We start from the raw sequence: 20,202 nt of genomic DNA on the forward strand, positions 1-20,202 counted from the left end.
GCAGCCGGCGTCGTCCGCCCACGCGGTGCCATCGATCTCTGCCCGAATATTCCTGACACAGGTCCTGGCCTATGCTGGTGCGGGACTACGATGCCTCACGCCCATTCGGCATCCGCCTGGCCACGGCCTGACAACCCGAGATCAAGGAGTTCTACCATGACGATCTTCGAAGCCTTGCGCGAGGACCACGGCGTCCAGCGCGATCTGCTGGAACAGCTCATGCAGACATCCGGGGACAGCAATGAGCGGGAGCGACTCTACCGCCGGCTGCGCGGCGAACTTCGGCACCATGCGGCGGCCGAGGAGCGCGCCCTCTATATCCCGATGATGGAGATCGACCTGACCCAGGAAAAGGCACGCCACAGCGTGGCGGAGCACCATGAGATCGACGAGCAGATCGAGGCCCTGGATGCCATCGATCTTGCCTCGCCTGCGTGGCTGACCCATGCCCGGAAGCTGAGTGACCTGGTGATTCATCATCTCGATGAGGAGGAGCACGAAGTCTTTCAGCTCGCCGGCAGAGGGCTGGAGGAAGACCAGAAGGCCGAGCTTGCCGAGGCCTATCGGCGGGAAATGGCGAGACAGCGGCGGGATGCCTGAGAGCAAGGCGGGGGACGGAACTACCGGAAGACCCCTTCGATGATCCTGACGCGGTCCGCGGCCAGGTTGTCGCGCAGGTTGCGCCCCATCTCGACGAAGGCCTCGCCGAAGATCAGCGACGGCCCCGGCAGGGCAGGCGTCTCGCGTGGCGGCGCGCCGGCCTCCCGGCGGCTGTGCTTGCGCCGCCAGTCGAGCGCCGTTTCGGTGACGTCATGCACCGTCTCGGGGATGAAGCCGCCCGCAGAGAGCAGGGCTTCGAGGGCCTCGCGGGAGCGCAGGTGGCTGGTCGCGGCGTCGCGTGCCCAGGGTACAGGCAGCGCCAGAGGCTCGGCGTTGTCGCCGGCCACCAGCTCGTGAAGCAGCACCCGCCCGCCCGGCACCAGCAGGCGCCGCCACTCCGCCAGCACCGCCGCCGCGTCGGGCATGTTCATCAGCGCATGCTGGCACCAGACGAGATCCATGCCGGCATCCGGCAGCGGCACCCGCGCGGCATCGGCGCACAGGAAGCGCGTGCGCTCATCGAGCCCGGTGGCACGGCTCAGCCAGGCGGCCACCTCGACGAAGGCGGGGGTGAGGTCGAGCCCCGTCACCTCACAGCCGAACTCCGCGGCCAGCAGGCGGCTCGCCCCGCCGGTGCCGCAGCCCACGTCGAGCACCCTCCGGCCGGGCGCCAGCTCGCCCAGGGCCGCCAGCGACCGGCTGGCCTGTCGCCCACCCAGGTGCAGCTGGTCGATGCCGGCGATCTCGTCGAGGGTCAGCCGGTCCGGGTCGCACCCCGCCGCGCGAAAGGCGTCGCGCAGCCGGGCCGGCAGGCTTTGCCCGCCGGCGGCGTGGGGCGCATCATAATGGGCAACGAGGGGGCGGGCGGCGAAGCGATCCACGGGGTCGGTCATGGCGGTGTCCTGACGGCATCCTGACGGCGTGATGAGAAACGAGGGGCGCCACCAGTCTATCCGCCGCGGGCCCGGTCCCCCATCGTGCAAAGGTCACAGCCGTCGGCCGTGGCCTGCGTTTCTCGACCGTCTTCAGCCTGTTTCTCGACAAGGAGTCACCCGCGATGTCCCGACCGCTGCTCACCACGGCCCTGCTGGGGCTCGGCCTCGCCGGCTGCACCGGCCTGCCCGAGGGCACCCGCGCCGTCACCGGCTTCGAGCTCGACCGCTACCTCGGCCAGTGGTACGAGATCGCCCGCCTGGACCACTCCTTCGAGGAGGGGCTGGACTGCGTCACCGCCGACTACAGGCGGCGCGAGGAGGGCGGCGTGCGGGTGATCAATCGCGGCGTGGACCTCGCCGCCGGGGAGGAGAGCGTCGCCGAGGGCAAGGCCTACCCGATCGGCGAGCCGGGGCAGGGGCGGCTGAAGGTGAGCTTCTTCGGCCCCTTCTATGCCGGCTACAACGTGCTCGCGCTGGACGAGGCGTACGACTGGGCCCTGGTGGCCGGCCCCGACCGCGATTACCTGTGGATCCTCTCGCGCACGCCGGACATGGAGCCGGCCACCTACCGCTCGCTGGTCGAGCGCGCGCGGGCGCTCGACTTCCCGGTGGAGGGGCTGATCGAGGTGGAACAGGGCGAGGCCTGCGCCGCCTGGCGCTGAGGGAAGTTTCACTCTGGGCCCCGCCACTTTCATCCGACCGACGCAGGGCCTTGAGTCCACCGGGCAGTGACGGGAAGGTGTCGCCAACCACCATCACGCCAACAACAGGTGCCAGCATGCCCTCCGAGATGAGCCTCGAGCAGTTCTTCGCCCGCCTCTGGGACGACTATACCGCCATGACGCCCCAGGCGAGCCGCATCCACGATGCCCTGGTCGCCGACGGCGAGACCATCGTCAACGACCACGTGGCCTTTCGCACCTTCGATCGCGGCCCGATCCGCCTGGCCGACCTGGAGCCCCACCTGCTGGCGCTGGGCTACACGCGCCTGGAGCCCTACGACTTCGAGGCCAAGAAGCTGCGCGCCTGGGGCTACCTGCCGCCCCGCGACGACCAGCCGCGGGTCTTCCTCTCGGAGCTGAAGTGCGACGAGCTCTCCGCCCCCGCCCAGGCGATCATCGATGACCTGGTGGCCCAGATCGCCCCTGCCCGGATCGCCTCGCCCGAGGTGATGTGGGCCGGCCGTCTCTGGGAGGCGCCGAGCTGGGAGGCCTACAACACCCTGGCCGAGGAGAGCGAGTACGCCGCCTGGCTGTCGATCATCGGGCTGCGCGCCAACCACTTCACCATCAGCGTCAACCAGCTGCGCCACACCCCCACCCTGGCGTCGCTGCTGGAGAAGGTCGAGTCCCTGGGGCTTGCCATCAACACCTCCGGCGGGCGCATCAAGGGCTCGCCGGAGGTGCTGCTGGAACAGGCCTCGACGCTGGCCGATCGCATGCCCTTCACCTTCGCCGGCGGCCGGGTCGAGGAGATCCCCACCTGCTACTACGAGTTCGCCCGCCGCTATGCCGACGCCGAGGGCCGCCTCTACCAGGGCTTCGTCGCCGCCAGCGCCGACCGGATCTTCGAATCCACCGACGTGCGCCGCGAACATGCTCTCTGAGTGGCTGGACCAGGCGCTGGAGGGGCGCGAGCCCACGACGCGCGAGGGGCGACTGCCCGGCGGGCGTTACCGGCTGCTCGCCCCCGGCGTCGTCGAGCTCTCGCCGGATGCCTGCGCCGCCGAGGCCCGAGCGGGCGTGCTCTCGGTGGGCATCCACGGCAACGAGACCGCCCCCATCGAGCTCGTGGGCGCGCTCCTCGCGCGGCTCGAGGCGGGCCTGCTGCGGCTTGGCGCGCCGCTGCTGGTGATGCTCGGCCACCCCGAGGCGATCCGGCGCGGCGAGCGCTTCGTCACGACCAACCTCAACCGGCTGTTCCGGCGCGACCTCGACGAGGCGGGTGACGAGCCCGACCGGGCCCGGACGCTGATGGCCGAGGTGGACGCCTTCTATGGCCGTCATGCCTCGCTTGCCCCGCTGCACTACGACCTGCACACGGCGATTCGCGACAGTCGCTTCCCGCGCTTCGTGGTCGAGCCCTTCGGCGAGACGCCGACGCCACCGACGCAGTGGCGCTGGCTGGCCGGTGCCGACATCCAGGCGGTGCTCCACCAGCACCGGCACAGCTGGACCTTCTCGCACTATTCGAAGCACTACCACGGCGCGGCGGCCTTCACCCTGGAGCTGGGGCGCGCCCTGCCCTTCGGTGCCAACGACCTCGCGCCCCTGGCCCCCATGGGCCGGCTGCTCGAGGCGCTGGTCGAGGGCCGTACGCCCGAGTGCGCCGACCCGGCCGAGATGCGCTTCTTCCGTGCCGAGCACGAGCTGCTGCGCTACGACACGGACTTCCGGCTCTGCTTCCCCGACGACACGCCGAACTTCACGGAATTCCCGCCGGGCACCCGGCTCGCCGAGGATGCCAGCGCCGGCGCCTTCGACGTCGGCGCGACGCCGCTGTCGGTGGTCTTCCCCAATGCCAGGGTCGAGATCGGCGCCCGGGCGGCGCTGCTGGTGGTCCCGAGCCCGCCACCGGCCTGAGGGCACGGCCCCGCTCGGGGCCATGCCCGCCTCTCATCACGGACAATAACAACAGCCAGGAGACACCCCATGACCCATGCCCAGAACGCCCCGGAGCACGCTCGGCCCACCGAAACGTCATGGCCCCCTGCCGGAATGGCTCCGGCCTGTTAGAATCGCCACCTTTTTGATCGCCGAGCCGTTGATCACGGGCCTGCGTCGATCAAGGACCTACGTCGATCACGGAAGTATGCTGGTCTTAGACCTGCGTTGATCGCAGCCCCGCGCCGGCCGACCCTCGATGCGGCGGACCACCCACGATCTGGAGCCCGTTTCATGGCCGATACCCCGATTCCGCTGGAAGTGCGCAATATCACCAAGCGCTTCGGCGATACCGAAGTCCTCAAGGGCCTCTCCCTGAAGGCCCACAAGGGCGATGTGATCACCCTGATCGGAGCCTCCGGCTCCGGCAAGAGTACCTTCCTGCGCTGCATGAACCTGCTCGAGCAGCCCAACGAGGGCGACCTGATCGTCCACGGCGAACAGATCCGCTTCAAGGAGACCAAGCACGGCCGCGAGCCGGCCGACTGGAAGCAGGTGGTGCGCATGCGCGCCAAGCTCTCCATGGTCTTCCAGGGCTTCAACCTCTGGGCCCACATGACGCTGCTCGAGAACATCATCGAAGCCCCGGTCCACGTGCTCGGCAAGCCCAAGCAGGAGGCGATCGCCCACGCCCGCGATCTGCTCGAGCGGGTCGGCCTGGCCGAGCGCGCCAACTACTATCCGGCCCAGATGTCCGGCGGCCAGCAGCAGCGCGGCGCCATCGCCCGGGCACTCGCCATGGACCCGGAGGTGATGCTGTTCGACGAGCCCACCTCGGCGCTGGACCCGGAGCTCGTGGGCGATGTCCTCAAGGTGATGCGCGACCTCGCCAAGGAGGGGCGCACCATGATCGTGGTGACCCACGAGATGGCCTTCGCCCGCGACGTCTCCACCCAGGTGATCTACCTGCACCAGGGGCAGGTCGAGGAGGCCGGGCCGCCCGACGAGGTGCTCGGCAATCCCCGTTCCGAGCGCCTCAAGCAGTTCCTGGCCCCCAAGCACTGATGGGCCGGCCCGGGACAAGGAGAGAGACATGATCGACCTGCATGGCTACGGCCCGCGCCTCTTCGAGGGCGCCATGATCACCATTCAGCTGGGGGTGCTCTCCCTGGCGCTGGCCATCGTGCTGGGGCTTCTCACCGCCAGCGCCAAGATGTCGCGCAGCTGGGTGGCCCACCGCATCGGCACCCTCTACACCACCATCATCCGCGGCGTGCCGGACCTGGTGCTGATGATGCTGCTGTTCTTCGGCGGCCAGATCGGCATCAACCAGATCACCGATGCCCTCTACAACCACTTCGGGATCGACATCTTCATCAACGTCAACGAGTTCGTGGCGGGGGTGATCACCATCGGCCTGATCTTCGGCGCCTACATGGGCGAGACCTTCCGAGGCGCCTTCCTGGCGGTCAACAGCGGCCAGATAGAGGCGGGGCGCGCCTACGGCATGACCCAGTGGCTGGTGTTCCGGCGCATCCGCTTCCCGCAGATGATGCGCCATGCGATCCCCGGGCTCTCCAACAACTGGATGGTGCTGCTCAAGACCACCGCCCTGGTCTCGGTGATCGGCCTCTCGGACATGGTCCGCGTGGCCGCCGAGGCCTCCAAGGCGACCCGCGAGCCGTTCACCTTCATGATCATCGTGGCCGCCATCTACCTGTTGATCGCCAGCGTCTCCGAGTGGGGCTTCGCGCGGCTGCAGAAACGCTATAACGTCGGCTACCGGGAGGCAGACTGATGGACGCCCTGATAACCTGGCTGGAGGCCCGGCTGGCCGACAACAGCATCTTCACCCTGCAGACCCTCGGCTACTACGGCGAGGGCCTGGTCACCACCGTGCAGCTGGTGTTCCTGTCGCTGATCATCGGCCTGGTGCTCGCGGTGCCGCTGGCCATCGGCCGCGGCTCGAAGCATCGCTGGGTGAGCCTGCCGATCTTCCTCTACTGCTACGTGTTCCGCGGCACGCCGCTGCTGGTGCAGCTCTACCTGATCTACTACGGCGTGGTCTTCGTCGAGGGCATCCAGGAGACCTGGCTGTGGGTGATCCTCGAGGAGCCCTTCGTGCCGGCGCTGATCGCCTTCACGCTCAACACCGCGGCCTACACCACCGAGATCTTCCGCGGCGCCATCAAGTCCACTGACCGCGGCGAGATCGAGGCGGCGCGAGCCTACGGCATGTCCAAGGGGCTGATGATCCGGCGCATCGTGCTGCCCAGCGCCTTCCGTCGGGCCCTGCCGGCCTACGGCAACGAGGTGATCTTCATGCTCCACGCCAGCGCCATCGCCAGCGTGGTCACCATCATGGACCTCACCGGCGCGGCACGCTTCGTCTATGCGCGCTTCTACGCGCCCTTCGATGCCTTCCTGTTCGTGGCCGCGATCTACCTCTGCCTCACCTTCGCGATCCTCTACCTGTTCCGCTATCTGGAGAAGCGCCTGCTGGCGCACCTCAAGCCGTCGAGCGGCTGAGACAACGTAAAACAAGCGTTGGGAACTACCGTTCGAACCGGCCCTTCCGACCCGCCCTGGCATCGGCTATCGTGGGCGGGTCATCACCCACAAGGTGAAACCATCAACAACAAGGGGAAACACCCATGAAGTTCCAGAAGATCCTGAGTCTCGGCGTCATCGGCGCCACCCTGGTCGCCGGCAGTGCCAGCGCCGAGGTCCGCGACATCCGCATCGGCGTCGACGTGCCCTACGAGCCCATGGAATTCCGCACCCCCGAGGGCGAGCTGACCGGCTTCGACATCGACCTGGGCAACGCCCTGTGTGCCGAGATCGGCATCCAGTGCGAGTGGGTCGTGCAGGGCTGGGACGGCATCATCCCCGGCCTGCAGGCGCGCAAGTACGACGCCATCATGTCCTCCATGACCATCAACGAGCAGCGTCGCGAGCAGGTGCTGTTCTCCGATCCCTACATCACGCCGCCCTCGGCCTGGTTCGCCCCCGGCGACGTCGAGATCGGCACCCCGTCCGACGACACCCTCGAGGGCCTGACCCTCGGCGTGCAGCGCGGCACCCTGCAGGACAACTACGTCACCGACATGTACGGCGACGTGGCCGACGTGAACCGCTACGCCACCGCCGACGACATGGTGCTGGACATGGACTCCGGCCGCCTCGACGCCGCCTTCCTCGACTTCCCGATCGGCAAGTCCACCCTGCTCGAGAGCGGCGCCGGCGACTACAAGGTGGTCGGCGAGAAAATCACCGAGCCCAAGGAGTACTTCGGCGAGGGCTTCGGCATCGCCTTCCGCCAGCGTGACAAGGAACTGGCCGCCGCCTTCAACGAGGCGCTGGCCACGCTCAAGTCCAACGGCACCTACGACGAGATCCACGCGACCTACTTCGGCGAGGAGTGATCCGGCCGGTGCCGATCGCAAAGGCTCGGCGCCCGCGCTCTAGAAAGACTCGCCAGGATCGATCGTCAGCAAGCGACCGGGGCCCTCAGGGCCCCGGTCGTGCGTTAGGGGTCACCAGGACCTTGCCCTGGCGTCACCGCCGCAGCGCGATCGCCCGGCGTACGAAGGCCAGGATCCAGCGCACCATCAGCGTATCGTCCACCGCGGCCGAGAGTGACGCCTCACCCTGGCGCACCCGATGGGGGCCGATCAGCTCGCCACGCAGGGCCATCAGGTCCCGGGAGTAGGCCTTGGTGAACTCGGGGTGGCCCTGCACGCCGAGAAAGTGCTCGCCCAGCTGCATCAGGTAGCAGGGGCAGAAGTCACTGCCGCCGAGGACCCGCGCCCCCGAGGGCAGTCGCGCCACCTGATCCTGATGGCTGACCAGCAGGTCGAGACCGGGCTGCCAGGGCACCATCCAGTCAGCGCGCTCGGTCACCCGGTTGAACGAGAGGCCCACGCCCCAGCCCCGGTCGCTCTTCACCACCTCGCCGCCCAGGGCCTTCGCCATCAGCTGGTGGCCGAAGCAGATGCCGACCAGCGGCTTGCCCGCCGTCCACAGGTCGCGCACGAAGGCCTCCAGCGCGGCGATCCAGGGCAGCGCGTCGTTGACCCCGAACTTCGAACCCGTGGTCAGCCAGGCGTCCACCGCCTCGACATCCTCGGGGATCTCGCCATCGAGGCAGCGCCAGACGCGAAACTCGAGGGTCGGGTCGACGCGATGGAACAGCGCCGCGAACATCTCGGGATAGTTGCCGTGGGCCGCGCGCAGTTCAGGCGCCACGTCGTCGCACTGCAGCAGTCCGATCACCATCTCCTGCCTTCCTCCTACACCGTGCGTCTTTGGCGACGCTTCCGCCCCGCGCCCGTCGCCGAATCGCGACCCGGAACTCCCTCGCGCGCCCCGAGTCCATGCGGTTCACATCCATTGCGCGAGGTTCCGATGACTCAACAGGCAAGTGCCGCATCCCGGGCCGCCGCCGCCACGCATCGTCCTTCGTCGACCTGGACCGGCTGGGGCCAGTGGCTGGCCCTGATCACCATGACGGTGGATCACCTGGCACGCTACGCGGTGCCGGACAGCTGGGGGCTGGGCTGGGCCGATTCCTCCATCGGCCGCATCGCCTTTCCCCTGTTCGCCGCCATGGTGGCCTGGCACGGGCTCTTCAACACCCGTAACCCGCTGCGCTATGCCCGGCGCATCCTGGTGATCGGCCTGGTGGCCCAGCTGCCCTATATGCTGATGCCCCGCTCGGCGGATGGCCTGATCCTCAACATCTGCTTCACGCTCTCCCTCGGCCTGACCGGCGGCGCCTGGCTGCAGGCCCTGGGGGGGCGCCTCGAGCGCGGCACGCTCGGTCCTCCACGGCTGATCGCCGAGGCCGGCCTCGCCGTCGCCGCCTGGGCCACGGCCGGCCTCTGGGTCGAGTATAGCCACCTGGGCCTGCTGATGATCCCGCTCTACATGATCGCCATGCGGGCCCTGCACGAGGGCGGCGAGGCACTCGCCGAGCGCCTCGTCGCCACCGCCATGGCCCTGCCGGTGCTGGCGGTGGCCGGCCTGATGAACAGCTCCGACATGGCCAAGTCCTTCACCGTCGCCACCTGCCTGGCGATCCTGCTGCTGGCCGCCGGCGCCCATCGCCTGATCCCGAGGGTGCCGCTTGGCATGCCGCGACGGCTGTGGCTCGGCTGGTATCCCGGGCACTTCGCCGCCATCGCCCTGTGGCTATGGCTCGCCGGCGGGCTGGGCTGAGTGGCGCGCCTCGACCAGGAACACCTTGAAGGCCTGCCATAGCGGGCTGCGATAGCGCTGCGGGTGCCAGACCAGGGAGAAGGTACGGCGCAGCCGCAGCGGCGTGTCCAGCGCGATCAGCTCGCCGCGCTCGAGCTCGCCGGCCACGCTCAGCCGCGACAGGCAGCCGAGCCCCAGGCCGGCCCGCACCGCCTGCTTGATCGCTTCGTGCTGGCCGAGCTCCATGCGCACCTTGGGCGGCGCGCCACGGGCGCGCATGGCCTGCTCGAAGACGCTGCGGGTGCCCGAGCCGGTCTCGCGCAGGATCCAGTCGGCCTCGGCCAGCGCCGCCTCGTCGAGCCGCCCGCGCCGGGCCAGCCCGTGGCCCGGCGCGGCCACCACCACCATGCGATCCTCGCACCAGGCCTCGCTGGCCAGTGCCGGCTCGCGACACTCCCCCTCGATCAGCCCCAGGTCCGCCTCCAGGCGCAGCACGTCGGTGATCACCTCGAAGGTGTTACGCAGCCTGAGCCGCAGGTCCGCCGCCGGGTGCGCCTCGCTGAAGCGGCCGGCCAGGGCCGGCAGCAGGTAGGTGCCCACGGTGGCGCTGGCCGACACGCTGAGCACCCCCTGCAGACGCCCCTCGGGCTCGGTGGCCTCGGCCACGAAGCCGGCGACGCCGTCCAGCAGCTCCTCGGCCCGGGGCAGCAGCCGGCGGCCCAGGTCGTTGAGGTGCAGGCGGCGCCCCAGCCGTTCGAAGAGCGCGATCCCCAGGTGTCGCTCGAGGTCCGAGAGCGCCTGGCTGGTCGCCGACTGGGAGAGGCTGAGCTCGGCGGCGGCCGCGCTCACCGTGCCGAGGCGTGCCACCGCGGCGAAGACCTGCAGCTGTCGAAAACTCACCGTGGGTGTCATATCGGTTTTTCCGAATAGCCAGTTCGTTATTAACTGATAACCATACGAGCTGAGCCGCGCCTAGGATAGTCCCGAACATCCCCGGAGAGGACATCATCATGTGGCAAGGCCTGGTGGTCTGCATCGCCCTGACCGCCGCCGGCTTCGGGCTGGCGCAACTCCCCCCGCTGGCCGGTGCCGGCATCAGCCCCCTGGTGGTGGCGCTGCTGCTGGGCATCGTGGTCGGCAACACCCCGCTGGCCGGCCGCCTGCGCCATACCGCCTCGGGGCTCAAGTTCGCCACCCGCTGGCTGCTGCGCGGCGGCATCGTGCTGTTCGGCCTCTCGCTGACCCTGCAGCAGGTCGCCGCGCTGGGCCCCCGGGTGCTGCTGCTCGACGTGCTGGTCATCTCGAGCGTGCTGATCGTCGGCTATCTCATCGGCACCCGGGTGCTGGGCATGGACCGCGAGACCACCCTGCTGACCAGCGCCGGCAGCGCCATCTGCGGCGCGGCCGCGGTGCTGGCCACCGAGTCGACCATCCGCTCACGTCCGGCGGCCACCTCCATGGCGGTGGCCACGGTGGTGCTGTTCGGCTCGCTGGCGATGCTGCTCTACCCGCTGCTCTATCCGCTGCTGGGCATGGACGAGGGCCTCTACGGCATCTATATCGGCGCGACCGTTCACGAGGTCGCCCAGGTGGTGGCCGCCGGCGAGGCGGTGGGTCCCGAGGCGCTGGCCAACGCGGTGATCGTCAAGCTGGTACGGGTGATGCTGCTGGTGCCCTTCCTGCTGATCGTCGGCCAGTGGTGGATGCGCCGCCGCGAGGGGGATGGGGCGCAGGCGGCCGGCGGCGGCCTGGTGATCCCCTGGTTCGCCTTCGGCTTCATGGCCATGGTGGTCTTCAACAGCCTGGTTCGGCTGCCCGCTCCGCTGCACGACGGCCTGGTGCTGGCCGGCCAGGTGGCGCTGACCATGGCCATGGCGGCGCTGGGCTACGAGACGCGCCTGGAGAAGCTGCGCAGCCTCGGCCTGCGCCCCTTCATCCTGGCCCTGACGCTGTTCGTGATGCTGCTCACCGGCGGCTTCCTGGCCAGCCGCCTGCTGATGGGCTGAGCGACTCGGCCGCGGACCTGGGCGGTCGACACCCGAAACGGCCGACCCTCGTGTCGGCCGTTGGCGTATCCGTCATGTGAGCACTCGCCGGACCAGCACGGGCCCGAGGATCTCGAAGACCACCGTCGAGCCCACCACCGCGGAGAGCAGCAGGGGGCCGTAGGCGGGGAACTGCTCGGCGGCTAGCAGCGCCATGCCCATCGCCACCCCGGCCTGGGGCGTCAGGGCCAGGCCGATATTGCGCGGCAGCTCGGCCTGGCGCTCGCGGGCCAGGCGTACCCCCAGCCTGCCGCCCAGGTAGCGTCCCAGCAGGCGCAGCAGGATATAGGCCAGGGTCAGGCCGAGGGCGTCGTCCAGGTGGTAGAGATCGACGCTGGCCCCGGACAGCACGAAGAAGAACACCAGGAAGGGCCACTCGATGTGCTCGATCTCGTTGAAGGAGCGCGTGTGATGGGTGGAGAGGTTGGCGACCAGCGCCCCGGTGATCATCGCCGCCAGCAGCGATGAGACCCCGAGCCACTGCGAGAGCCCGGCCAGCAGCAGGATCAGCGCCAGGGCCTCGACCTGGGTCGGCTCGCCGGGCCGCAGCCGGCCGGTCAGCCAGGCGGCGGGCAGCCCCACCGCGGCACCCAGCAGCAGAGCGCCGCCCAGCTCCCAGCCGGCCTCCAGCAGGGCTCGCTCGCCGCCGCCGGCGCCGGAGAGCATCCAGCCCAGCCCCGCCATGGCCAGGCCGAAGACCACGATGCCCCAGCCGTCGTCGATGGCCACGATCCCCAGCAGCAGCCGCGCGCGCAGCCGGCTGTCGCCGCTGGCGTGTACCGTCTCCTGGACGGCGGCCGGGTCGGTGGCCACCGAGATCGCCGCCAGCGACACCGCCACCACCAGCGGGAAGCCCAGCGCCAGCAGGCCGAGGCCGACGGCCAGGGCGCCCACCCCGATCACCGACAGCGACAGGATCAGCAGCAGCGGGCCGATGCTCTTCAACCGCGAGCGCGTGAGCTCGCCGCCGAGCAGGAAGGCCACCATCACCAGCGCCACCTGGATCAGCGGCTCACCGAGGCCATCCAGGGGACGCGGCTCCGGCGCCCCGAGGACCCACTGCTGGACGACGGCCACGCCCACGCCGACCATCACCAGCAGCGAGATGCGCGGCAGCCGAGTGCGCCGCGCCACGGCATCGGCGAAGATGCTGGAGGAGAGGATCACCCCCAGCAGCATCAGCGCCGTCGCGCTGGGCGACAGCGCCACCGGCAGCCAGGCCTGTGCATGAACTGCGGTCTCCGTCACCGATTCGTCCTCCCTGTGGTGCCCCTGTGTCGAGCGCCGGTTCCGCTGGCCTTCATCGACGGCCGGATACGCCTACCATGCCACAGGCCGGAGCCTGACGCCTGACGGCAGAAGGCCCCGCATGCGCGGGGCCTTCTCGTGGCCGACGGGACCGCCCCGCCTATTCGAAGCTGAAGCGAGGTGCGGGCGCGTCCGGCAGCAGGGCCGCGCAGGCGCGCACCCGCTCGAGCAGCGCCTCATGGGTCGGTGCCAGCAGGTTGACGTGGGCCAGCTTGCGGCCGGGACGCTCGGCCTTGTCGTAGCGGTGCAGGTGGGCCTCCGGCAGGGCGAGGAGCTCGGCCGCCTCCCCTTCGCGGCCGATCACGTTGACCATGCAGGTGGGCATGCGTGCCGCGGTGTCGCCCAGCGGCAGCCCCTGGATGGCGCGCAGGTGGTTCTCGAACTGGCTCGTCACCGCGCCGTCCATGGTCCAGTGGCCGGAGTTGTGCACCCGGGGCGCCATCTCGTTGGCCAGCAGCGCGCCGTCGCGGGTCTGGAAGAGTTCCAGGGTCAGCACGCCCACGTAGTCGAGCTCGTCGAGCAGCGCGCGGATGTAGCCGTCGGCGATCTGCTGAACGCTGTCGTCGAGGTCCGGCATCGGCGCGATCGAATAGCGCAGGATGCCGTCCACGTGCTGGTTCTCGGCCATCGGGTAGAAGACCACCTCGCCGTCGCGGCCGCGCACGGCGATGATCGACACCTCGCGCACGAAGTCGACGAAGGCCTCGACGATCAGCCGCGGGTGGTTGATCGAGCGCCACGCCTCGGCCGCGTCGGCCGGGTCCTTCAACACCGCCTGGCCCTTGCCGTCGTAGCCCTCGGTGACCGACTTGGCGACCACCGGCGTGCCCAGCTCCCGGGCCGCCGCCTCGAGCGCCTCGGCGCTCTCCACCAGGCGGTAGGCCGGCGTGGGGATCGCCAGGCGGTCGAACAGCGCCTTCTCCTCGGCGCGGTTCTGGCAGATGCGGATCGCCTCGCTGGAGGGATACACCGGCTTGTGCTCCTCGATGGCCTGAACCAGCGACACCGGCAGGTGCTCGAACTCGTAGGTGACCAGGTCGACCTGCTCGAGGAAGCTCGCCAGGTGCTTCTGGTCGGTGTCGATCATGACGTCACCGATACCGGCGCTCGGGTGGCCGGTGGTGTCGAGGAAGGTGAAGCGGTTGGCCAGCGGATAGCCCGCCAGGGCGAGCATGCGTCCCAGCTGGCCGGCTCCCAGTACGCCGATGTTCATGGGGTCTCTCCTCTCACTCGGCCGCGGGGCGCGGGTCGGGGTTGTCGAGCACGGTCTCGGTCTGCTCGGCGCGGAAGGCCTCCACGGCGCGGCGCACCTCCTCATCCTGCAGGCCGACCACCTGGGCGGCCAGCAGCCCGGCATTGGTCGCGCCGGCCTTGCCGATGGCCAGGGTGCCCACGGCGACGCCACCGGGCATCTGCACGATGGAGAGCAGCGAATCCAGCCCCTTCAGGGCCTTGGACTCTACCGGCACGCCGAACACCGGCAGCGCCGTCTGGGAGGCCACCATGCCGGGCAGATGGGCGGCGCCGCCCGCGCCGGCGATGATCACCGAGAGGCCGCGTTCGGCGGCGGACTTGGCGTAGTCGAAGAGCAGGTCCGGCGTGCGGTGGGCGGAGACCACCCGAGTCTCGCAGGGCACGCCCAGGCGCTCGAGCATCGCCACGGCATGCTCCATGACGGGCCAGTCCGACTTCGACCCCATGATCACGCCGACCCTCGGCGACTGCTTCGATGACGACATCTGCGACTCCTGGCAAAAACGAACGACGAAAGGGCCACGGGGCAGGCACCACGCAGCGCGGTCAGTAATGGAAGGCAGCTATTCTAGCAGAGCACGGCGGTCGCTTCCTCACCCGAGGCGCGGTCGTCGCCGCAGCGCGACAACACTTTCACCCTGAGTGCCAGATTGGCTGCTAGGGTCAATGTGTGAGGAGCGAAAGGACCACGTTCCAGCGGATTCACCCAACGACGGAGAGACCCATGAAACAGCCACTGATCCTGATCGCGGCCCTGGCCGGTACCCTGATGCTCGCCGGCTGCGATGACGGCAGCGACACCGCCGCCGAAGAGGCCGCCGAGACCGAGGCACAGATCGAGCAGGAGATGCAGGAGTCCGCCGACGAAACGAGCGAGGCCCTGGACGAGGCCGCCGAGGAGACGGGCGAAGCCATGGACGATGCCGCCGCGGAGGCCGAGCAGGCCGCCGAGGAAACGGCTGACACCGTGGACGCCGCCGCCGACGAGGCCGCTAGCGCGACCGAAGAAGCCATGGACACCACCGAAGCGGCAACCGACGAGGCGATGGACGAGGCCGGGGACGCCATGGAGGCCACCGGTGAGGCCACCGAGGATGCCGCCAACGAGGCGATGGATGAGGCCGAGGACGCCGCGGAAGCCACCGAAGAGGCGGCCGATGAGGCGATGAACGAGACCGAGGAAGCCGTCGACGGCGACACCACCTACTGATCGCAGCGCTTTACGCTCAAGGCCCCGCCCGAGTCGCCTCGGGCGGGGCTTCTTGCGTCAGGCCGGCACGCTCGAGCGCCGGCTGGCCAGCCAGTTGCCGACCAGCACAAGCACCATGAGCGCCGCCCCGGCGACCTCCACCGCCAGGCTCGGATAGAAGACCGCGACGATCCCCGGCAGCAGCAGGGCGCGCGCGGGCCAGCCCATGCGCGTGAACAGGTACCCCTCCAGGGCCGCGGCGAAGGCCCCCAGCGCCAGCAGGCCGGTGAAGGCGGTCCACACCAGCAGCGGCAACGGTCCCCCCATGATGATCTCCGGGTTGTAGACCATGAACAGCGGGATCAAGTAGAGCCCCTTGGCGAACTTCCACGCCTGGAAGCCGGTGTCCATGGGCTTGGCCCCGGCGATCGCCGCCCCGGCGAAGCCGGCCAGGGCGATCGGCGGCGTCACGTTGGAGTCCTGGGAGTACCAGAACACCACCAGGTGGGCGATCAGCAGCGGCACGCCGAACTCGGCGGTCAGCGCCGGGCCCACCAGCACGATCAGCACGATGTAGCTGGCGGTGACCGGCAGGCCCATGCCCAGCACCAGGCTCGCCAGCAGCACCATGACCAGCGCCAGCAGCAGGTTGCCGCCGGAGAAGGCCATCATCATCGAGGAGAACTTCAGGCCCAGGCCCGTCAGCCCCACCACGCCGACGATGATCCCGGCCACGGCGCACGCCATGGAGACCGCCACGGCGTTGCGGGCGCCCAGTTCGAGGCCGCCGACCAGCTTGAGCAGCCCGCGCATCACCGCCTCCTTGAGGGTGGCGGCGGTCACGCGGTCGCCCTCCCGCGGGGCGATGAACAGGAACCACACCGCGAAGCGCGCCACCGCCACCGCCAGCATGGTGAGGATGGCGTAGTAGCCCACCCGCATCGGCGACATGTTCATCACCAGCAGCCACACCAGCACCGCCAGCGGCAGCAGGAAGTGCCAGCCGGCCCCCATCACGTCGCGCATCTGCGGCAACTCGCTGCGCGCCATGCCCTGCATGCCCTGCTTCAGCGCAATGATGTGCACGAAGAGGTAGACCGTGCCGAAGTACATGATCGCCGGCAGGATGCTCACCTTGACGACATCCAGGTAGGGCATCCGGGTGTACTCGGCGATCAGGAAGGCCCCGGCGCCCATCAGCGGCGGCATGATCTGCCCGCCGGTGGAGGCCGCCGCCTCGATGCCGCCGGCCTGGTGAGGCTTGTAGCCCAGGCGCTTCATCAGCGGAATGGTGAAGGCGCCGGTGGTCACCACGTTGGCGATGGCGCTGCCGGAGATCGAGCCCATGCCGGCGGAGGCGATCACCGCCGCCTTGGCCGGCCCGCCGCGCTGGCGGCCGGTGGCGGCATAGGCCAGGTCGATGAAGAACTTGCCGGCGCCGGTGATCTCGAGGAAGGCGCCGAACAGCACGAAGATGAAGATGTAGGTGGCCGCCACGCCCATCGGCAGGCCGAAGATGCCCTCCTGCCCCAGGTAGAGCTGGCCGACCAGGCGGTCCAGGTTGTAGCCGCGGTGTTCGAGGATGCCCGGCAGGAACTGGCCGAGCCAGGGCAGCTCGCCGCGCGGACCGGCGAAGGCATAGAGGATGGCGATCACGCCGATGATCGTCATGCCGAGCCCCACCGCCCGGCGCGCCGCTTCCAGCACCGTGACGGTGGCGATGCAGCCGACCACGATGTCGGTCTGGCTCCAGAAGCCGGCGCGATTGATGATGTCGTCGAGGTAGAGCACCAGGTAGCCGCCGGTGATCAGCGCCCCGCCGAGAAAGACCGCATCGACCAGCCCGCTGGCGAGCCCGCGATCATGCTTCGGCCCCAGCAGGGGAAACATCAGGAAGGCCAGCATCATGATCAGCATCAGGTGGATGCTGCGCTGGTAGAAGAGCCCCAGCGGCTGGATGCCGGCGGAGTAGAGCTGGAACAGCGACAGCCCCACTGCCACCAGGGTGATCAGCCACAGCACCTGGCGCGAATGGTTCGCCTGGCTGCCGGGGATGACGGGGGAGGTGCCCGAATCGCTCATCGTGATCCTCTCGCGGGAGTGTCCGCAGGGTTGTGGTTCAGTCGGGGGTGGCGGCCGGCAGCGCCAGCCGGATCGTCACCCGTTCGTTGGCCGCCAGGCGGCTGAGGCTCGTGCGCACGCCGTCGACCACCAGGCGATGATCGACGCGCATCGCTCCGACCCGCAGCCGATAGGCGTTGCCCGGCACGGGCTCGTCGATCGCCTCGATCCAGTAGCCGCCCTCGCCGTCCGAGACCTGACGGCCGCGCCCGGGGATATGGTCGAGCCCCGCGGCGAAGTCGGGCAGGTGGCTGCGGGTCAGCACCATGCGCCCGTCGCGATGACGGTAGCAGTCGAGCACCGCGAAGCCCTCGACCGAGTGGTTCCACTCCAGGCACCAGCCCTCGCCTTCGGGCATGAGCAGGCTGACCAGGGGCTCGCCGTCGGCGTCTCGCACCTCCAGCCTGGGCTCGGTCAGGGGCGTATCGCCCGCGGTCGCCGGAGTGCCGGCCACCGGAGTGCCGGCCGCCGGAGCGCCGGCCGCCGGGGCGCCGGCCGCCGGGGCGCCGGCGGCCAGGCACACACACAGCAGCAGGGCGGGCAGCCAGGCCCGCCCCGCGATCAGGCGTGATGCGTGCATCGAACGTCAGGGACGCTGATGGTCGCTGATTTCGGCACCCACTTCCTCGTAGTAGCGCAGCGCGCCCGGATGGAAGCCGATCGGCGTGGACTCCACGCTGAACTCCACGGTGGTGTCGTTGGCCGCCGGATGGATGGCAATCAGCTCGTCGGTGTACTCGAAGAGCACCTTGGTGATCTGATAGGCCAGCTCCTCGTCCATCTCGCTGCTCACGGCGAGCACGTTGGGGATGCCGATGCTCTGCACCGGCTCTTCCATGCCCTCGTAGAGGCCGGTCTTGAGGGTGTAGGCGGCGAACACGGGCTCGGCTTCCTTGGCCTTGGCGATCTCCTCGTCGGTCAGCCCGACCAGGCGGATGTCGCGGGTGGTGGCCAGGTTCATGATCGAGCTGGTGGGCGGACCCACGCTCCAGAAGCCGGCGTCGATGTCGCCGTCGCGGATGGCATCGGCGGTCTCGTTGAAGTTCAGGCGGCGCGCGTCGATGTCGTCATAGGTGATGCCGTTGGCCTCGAGCAGGGCCTCGGCATTGACCTCGGTGCCGCTGCCCGGCGCGCCCACGGAGACCGTCTTGCCCTCGAGGTCGGAGAGCGACTCGATCCCGGAATCGGCCAGGGTGACGATCTGCACGGCATTGGGGTAGATCGAGGCCAGCGCGCGGATGTTCTCGAGCTGGCGGCCCTCGAAGTCGCCGGTGCCGTTATAGGCCTGATAGACGGTGTCGGCCAGCGCCAGGGCCAGGTCGGAGTCGCCGCGCCACACCAGCCCCATGTTCTCCACCGAGGCCCCGGTCACCTCGGCGACGGCCTCGGCCCCCTCGATGTGGTTGCCGATCAGTTCGGCGAGACCGCCCCCGTAGGGGTAGTAGGTGCCGCCGGTCCCGCCGGTGGCGATGGAGAGCTGCTGGGCGGCGGCCAGCGGGGCCGTGGCCAGCAGTGTCGCGGCGGCGGCGTACTTCAGGATTCGCATGGCATTCCTCCGGTCCTGGAACCAGGTTGTTGTGAGTTGTGTCGGCGCCGGGTCGCGACGCCTCCGGCAACGCTAGCATGGGGCGAGCGTGTGTCACCATGCCACTATTTCTACGTTCTCTGATATTTTCGGCAATCCCCCTTAGGTCGATGACGGATCACGCCTCGACCAGCTCCTTCACCTTGCCGACGATGTGCGCGCCGATGGGCAGCGCCGAGGTGGCCGCCGGAGACGGGGCGTTGCCAACGTTGACGGTGCGCCGCGTGTTGACGAACAGGAAGTCGTCGACGAGCTTGCCGTCGCGGGTCACCGCCTGGGCGCGCACCCCGGCCGGATAGGGGGTGAGGTCCTCGAGGGTCAGGCTCGGACAGTACTTGCGCACCAGTTCCAGGTAGCCGCGCTTGTGCAGCGAGTTCTTCATCTCGGCCAGCCCCGGCCGCAGGTTCTTGCCCAGCACCCTGAGAATGCCCGGGTCGCTGAACATCCGCGCCATGTCGACAAGCGAGACGTCGCGCTTGCGATAGCCCTCGCGAGCCAGCGCCAGCACGGCGTTGGGCCCCACGGTCACGCTGCCGTCGATCATCCGCGTCAGGTGCACGCCCAGAAACGGCATGGACGGGTCGGGGATGGGGTAGATCAGGTGGTTGACGATGGCGTTGTGCTCGGCGGGCAGCAGGTAGTACTCGCCGCGGAACGGGCAGATGCTGAAGCCGGGGTCGCGGCCGAGCAGGCGCACCACGCGGTCGGCCATCAGGCCGGAGCACGACACCAGGTAGCGCCCGGTGAACTCGCCCGCGCCGGTGGTGACCACCACCTCCTGGCGGCGCTCCTCCAGGGCGGTGACCTCGGCGCCGTAGCGGATCTCGCCGCCCAGGCGCTCGAACTCGGCGGCCATCGCCCGGGTGACCTCGGCGTAGTCGACGATGCCGCTGGAGGGCACGAAGATGCCGCCGATGCCGGTGATGTTCGGCTCGCGCTCGCCGAGGGCCTCACGGGAGAGCCACTCGCGCTCCAGGCCGTTGGCCGCGGTGCGCTCCCACAGCGCCTCCATGCGCTGGTTCTCCTGCTCGTTGGTGGCCACCAGCAGCTTGCCGCAGGTGTCGTAGGCGATGTCGTGGGCCTCGCAGAAGGCCTTGGTGGCGCGGTTGCCCTCCAGGCAGAAGCGCGCCTTGAGGCTGCCCGGGGTGTAGTAGACCCCGGCGTGGATGACACCGCTGTTGTGGCCGGTCTGGTGGCACGCCGCCTCGCGCTCCTTCTCCACCAACAGCATGCGGCGATCGGGCCAGGCCTGCTGGAGCTGCATGGCGGTGGACATCCCCAGGATGCCGCCGCCGATGATGATGAAATCGTACATGCCGTCCTCGTTCTTCTAATAATGCGACGACCACGCCGTCATGCCGGC

General features: G+C 69.4%; 21 protein-coding genes. 11 read left to right on the plus strand and 10 right to left on the minus strand.

From position 1 onward, the window contains the following. Positions 1 to 156: 156 nt before the first annotated feature. Positions 157 to 600, plus strand: a complete 444-nt coding sequence (locus ACGTNG_RS02060; RefSeq protein WP_394575187.1) for a hemerythrin domain-containing protein — start codon at positions 157 to 159, stop codon at positions 598 to 600. Between the two features lie 20 nt (positions 601 to 620). Here ACGTNG_RS02060 and ACGTNG_RS02065 read toward each other — a convergent pair whose 3' ends face one another. Continuing rightward, positions 621 to 1,493, minus strand: a complete 873-nt coding sequence (locus ACGTNG_RS02065; RefSeq protein WP_394575188.1) for a class I SAM-dependent methyltransferase — start codon at positions 1,491 to 1,493, stop codon at positions 621 to 623. Positions 1,494 to 1,657: 164 nt separating this feature from the next. Here ACGTNG_RS02065 and ACGTNG_RS02070 point away from each other — a divergent pair, with 164 nt between their 5' ends. The 7 genes from ACGTNG_RS02070 to ACGTNG_RS02100 all read left to right on the plus strand — a co-directional run bounded on the left by ACGTNG_RS02070 (position 1,658) and on the right by ACGTNG_RS02100 (position 7,563). Next, complete coding sequence (locus ACGTNG_RS02070; protein WP_394575189.1) at positions 1,658 to 2,197, plus strand: lipocalin family protein; 540 nt, start codon at positions 1,658 to 1,660, stop codon at positions 2,195 to 2,197. 116 nt (positions 2,198 to 2,313) lie between these two features. Then, positions 2,314 to 3,141 carry a DUF1338 domain-containing protein gene (locus tag ACGTNG_RS02075; RefSeq protein ID WP_394575190.1) on the plus strand — a complete coding sequence of 276 codons (828 nt, stop codon included), beginning with the start codon at positions 2,314 to 2,316 and terminating at the stop codon, positions 3,139 to 3,141. After that, on the plus strand, positions 3,131 to 4,117 hold the full coding sequence (locus tag ACGTNG_RS02080; protein WP_394575191.1) for a succinylglutamate desuccinylase: 987 nt from the start codon (positions 3,131 to 3,133) through the stop codon (positions 4,115 to 4,117). The genes ACGTNG_RS02075 and ACGTNG_RS02080 overlap by 11 nt, the downstream gene beginning before the upstream one ends. Before the next feature lie 315 nt (positions 4,118 to 4,432). After that, positions 4,433 to 5,203: an ABC transporter ATP-binding protein gene (locus ACGTNG_RS02085; protein WP_394575192.1), complete on the plus strand. Its 771-nt coding sequence runs from the start codon at positions 4,433 to 4,435 to the stop codon at positions 5,201 to 5,203. Between the two features lie 28 nt (positions 5,204 to 5,231). Further along, a complete protein-coding gene (locus ACGTNG_RS02090) occupies positions 5,232 to 5,936 on the plus strand; it encodes an ABC transporter permease (RefSeq protein WP_394575193.1) in 705 nt (234 codons plus the stop codon). Next, on the plus strand, positions 5,936 to 6,667 hold the full coding sequence (locus ACGTNG_RS02095) for an ABC transporter permease (RefSeq protein WP_394575194.1): 732 nt from the start codon (positions 5,936 to 5,938) through the stop codon (positions 6,665 to 6,667). The genes ACGTNG_RS02090 and ACGTNG_RS02095 overlap by 1 nt, the downstream gene beginning before the upstream one ends. A gap of 125 nt (positions 6,668 to 6,792) precedes the next feature. Continuing rightward, a complete protein-coding gene (locus ACGTNG_RS02100) occupies positions 6,793 to 7,563 on the plus strand; it encodes a transporter substrate-binding domain-containing protein (protein WP_394575195.1) in 771 nt (256 codons plus the stop codon). Between the two features lie 133 nt (positions 7,564 to 7,696). On the opposite strand, the gene ACGTNG_RS02105 is transcribed toward ACGTNG_RS02100, so the two are convergent. Continuing rightward, positions 7,697 to 8,416: a glutamine amidotransferase-related protein gene (locus ACGTNG_RS02105; RefSeq protein WP_394575196.1), complete on the minus strand. Its 720-nt coding sequence runs from the start codon at positions 8,414 to 8,416 to the stop codon at positions 7,697 to 7,699. A 129-nt stretch (positions 8,417 to 8,545) separates the two neighbouring features. Between ACGTNG_RS02105 and ACGTNG_RS02110 the strand changes: the two genes are divergently transcribed. Beyond that, positions 8,546 to 9,358 (plus strand): TraX family protein, encoded by an 813-nt coding sequence (locus ACGTNG_RS02110; RefSeq protein WP_394575197.1) that lies wholly within the window; start codon positions 8,546 to 8,548, stop codon positions 9,356 to 9,358. On the opposite strand, the gene ACGTNG_RS02115 is transcribed toward ACGTNG_RS02110, so the two are convergent. Continuing rightward, positions 9,332 to 10,249: a LysR substrate-binding domain-containing protein gene (locus ACGTNG_RS02115; protein ID WP_394575199.1), complete on the minus strand. Its 918-nt coding sequence runs from the start codon at positions 10,247 to 10,249 to the stop codon at positions 9,332 to 9,334. The two genes, ACGTNG_RS02110 and ACGTNG_RS02115, sit on opposite strands and share 27 nt — an antisense overlap. Positions 10,250 to 10,347: 98 nt before the next feature. Between ACGTNG_RS02115 and ACGTNG_RS02120 the strand changes: the two genes are divergently transcribed. Further along, positions 10,348 to 11,343: a YeiH family protein gene (locus ACGTNG_RS02120; RefSeq protein ID WP_394575200.1), complete on the plus strand. Its 996-nt coding sequence runs from the start codon at positions 10,348 to 10,350 to the stop codon at positions 11,341 to 11,343. A 72-nt stretch (positions 11,344 to 11,415) separates the two neighbouring features. Here ACGTNG_RS02120 and ACGTNG_RS02125 read toward each other — a convergent pair whose 3' ends face one another. From ACGTNG_RS02125 to purE, 3 genes are all read right to left on the minus strand, one after another. Further along, the gene (locus ACGTNG_RS02125; protein WP_394575202.1) at positions 11,416 to 12,630 is read right to left on the minus strand and encodes a cation:proton antiporter; all 1,215 of its coding nucleotides are present in this window, start codon (positions 12,628 to 12,630) and stop codon (positions 11,416 to 11,418) included. Between the two features lie 160 nt (positions 12,631 to 12,790). Then, positions 12,791 to 13,903 carry a 5-(carboxyamino)imidazole ribonucleotide synthase gene (locus ACGTNG_RS02130; RefSeq protein ID WP_394575203.1) on the minus strand — a complete coding sequence of 371 codons (1,113 nt, stop codon included), beginning with the start codon at positions 13,901 to 13,903 and terminating at the stop codon, positions 12,791 to 12,793. A gap of 13 nt (positions 13,904 to 13,916) precedes the next feature. Then, a complete protein-coding gene (purE, locus tag ACGTNG_RS02135; protein WP_394575204.1) occupies positions 13,917 to 14,429 on the minus strand; it encodes a 5-(carboxyamino)imidazole ribonucleotide mutase in 513 nt (170 codons plus the stop codon). Positions 14,430 to 14,668: 239 nt separating this feature from the next. Here purE and ACGTNG_RS02140 point away from each other — a divergent pair, with 239 nt between their 5' ends. Then, positions 14,669 to 15,154 (plus strand): hypothetical protein, encoded by a 486-nt coding sequence (locus ACGTNG_RS02140; RefSeq protein WP_394575205.1) that lies wholly within the window; start codon positions 14,669 to 14,671, stop codon positions 15,152 to 15,154. A gap of 57 nt (positions 15,155 to 15,211) precedes the next feature. Here ACGTNG_RS02140 and ACGTNG_RS02145 read toward each other — a convergent pair whose 3' ends face one another. From ACGTNG_RS02145 to lhgD, 4 genes are all read right to left on the minus strand, one after another. Beyond that, entirely contained in the window at positions 15,212 to 17,215 is a 2,004-nt protein-coding gene (locus ACGTNG_RS02145) for a TRAP transporter permease (RefSeq protein ID WP_394575206.1), read from the minus strand. A 37-nt stretch (positions 17,216 to 17,252) separates the two neighbouring features. After that, on the minus strand, positions 17,253 to 17,834 hold the full coding sequence (locus tag ACGTNG_RS02150; RefSeq protein ID WP_394575207.1) for a DUF1850 domain-containing protein: 582 nt from the start codon (positions 17,832 to 17,834) through the stop codon (positions 17,253 to 17,255). Between the two features lie 6 nt (positions 17,835 to 17,840). After that, positions 17,841 to 18,800 (minus strand): TAXI family TRAP transporter solute-binding subunit, encoded by a 960-nt coding sequence (locus tag ACGTNG_RS02155; RefSeq protein WP_394575208.1) that lies wholly within the window; start codon positions 18,798 to 18,800, stop codon positions 17,841 to 17,843. Positions 18,801 to 18,957: 157 nt separating this feature from the next. After that, positions 18,958 to 20,154, minus strand: coding sequence for an L-2-hydroxyglutarate dehydrogenase (lhgD, locus tag ACGTNG_RS02160; RefSeq protein ID WP_394575209.1), 1,197 nt, complete (start codon positions 20,152 to 20,154; stop codon positions 18,958 to 18,960). Between the last annotated feature and the right edge of the window lie 48 nt (positions 20,155 to 20,202).

Origin of the sequence: Halomonas sp. B23F22_3, assembly GCF_043496965.1 — a bacterium.
GTDB lineage: Bacteria > Pseudomonadota > Gammaproteobacteria > Pseudomonadales > Halomonadaceae > Halomonas.

Excerpts from the sequence above, each read along its gene's own strand:
- ACGTNG_RS02060 (WP_394575187.1), top strand. The coding sequence starts at position 157 with ATGACGATCTTCGAAGCCTTGCGCGAGGACCACGGCGTCCAGCGCGAT.
- ACGTNG_RS02065 (WP_394575188.1), bottom strand. The coding sequence starts at position 1,493 with ATGACCGACCCCGTGGATCGCTTCGCCGCCCGCCCCCTCGTTGCCCAT.
- ACGTNG_RS02070 (WP_394575189.1), top strand. The coding sequence starts at position 1,658 with ATGTCCCGACCGCTGCTCACCACGGCCCTGCTGGGGCTCGGCCTCGCC.
- ACGTNG_RS02075 (WP_394575190.1), top strand. The coding sequence starts at position 2,314 with ATGCCCTCCGAGATGAGCCTCGAGCAGTTCTTCGCCCGCCTCTGGGAC.
- ACGTNG_RS02080 (WP_394575191.1), top strand. The coding sequence starts at position 3,131 with ATGCTCTCTGAGTGGCTGGACCAGGCGCTGGAGGGGCGCGAGCCCACG.
- ACGTNG_RS02085 (WP_394575192.1), top strand. The coding sequence starts at position 4,433 with ATGGCCGATACCCCGATTCCGCTGGAAGTGCGCAATATCACCAAGCGC.
- ACGTNG_RS02090 (WP_394575193.1), top strand. The coding sequence starts at position 5,232 with ATGATCGACCTGCATGGCTACGGCCCGCGCCTCTTCGAGGGCGCCATG.
- ACGTNG_RS02095 (WP_394575194.1), top strand. The coding sequence starts at position 5,936 with ATGGACGCCCTGATAACCTGGCTGGAGGCCCGGCTGGCCGACAACAGC.
- ACGTNG_RS02100 (WP_394575195.1), top strand. The coding sequence starts at position 6,793 with ATGAAGTTCCAGAAGATCCTGAGTCTCGGCGTCATCGGCGCCACCCTG.
- ACGTNG_RS02105 (WP_394575196.1), bottom strand. The coding sequence starts at position 8,416 with ATGGTGATCGGACTGCTGCAGTGCGACGACGTGGCGCCTGAACTGCGC.
- ACGTNG_RS02110 (WP_394575197.1), top strand. The coding sequence starts at position 8,546 with ATGACTCAACAGGCAAGTGCCGCATCCCGGGCCGCCGCCGCCACGCAT.
- ACGTNG_RS02115 (WP_394575199.1), bottom strand. The coding sequence starts at position 10,249 with ATGACACCCACGGTGAGTTTTCGACAGCTGCAGGTCTTCGCCGCGGTG.
- ACGTNG_RS02120 (WP_394575200.1), top strand. The coding sequence starts at position 10,348 with ATGTGGCAAGGCCTGGTGGTCTGCATCGCCCTGACCGCCGCCGGCTTC.
- ACGTNG_RS02130 (WP_394575203.1), bottom strand. The coding sequence starts at position 13,903 with ATGAACATCGGCGTACTGGGAGCCGGCCAGCTGGGACGCATGCTCGCC.
- purE (WP_394575204.1), bottom strand. The coding sequence starts at position 14,429 with ATGTCGTCATCGAAGCAGTCGCCGAGGGTCGGCGTGATCATGGGGTCG.
- ACGTNG_RS02140 (WP_394575205.1), top strand. The coding sequence starts at position 14,669 with ATGAAACAGCCACTGATCCTGATCGCGGCCCTGGCCGGTACCCTGATG.
- ACGTNG_RS02145 (WP_394575206.1), bottom strand. The coding sequence starts at position 17,215 with ATGAGCGATTCGGGCACCTCCCCCGTCATCCCCGGCAGCCAGGCGAAC.
- ACGTNG_RS02150 (WP_394575207.1), bottom strand. The coding sequence starts at position 17,834 with ATGCACGCATCACGCCTGATCGCGGGGCGGGCCTGGCTGCCCGCCCTG.
- ACGTNG_RS02155 (WP_394575208.1), bottom strand. The coding sequence starts at position 18,800 with ATGCGAATCCTGAAGTACGCCGCCGCCGCGACACTGCTGGCCACGGCC.
- lhgD (WP_394575209.1), bottom strand. The coding sequence starts at position 20,154 with ATGTACGATTTCATCATCATCGGCGGCGGCATCCTGGGGATGTCCACC.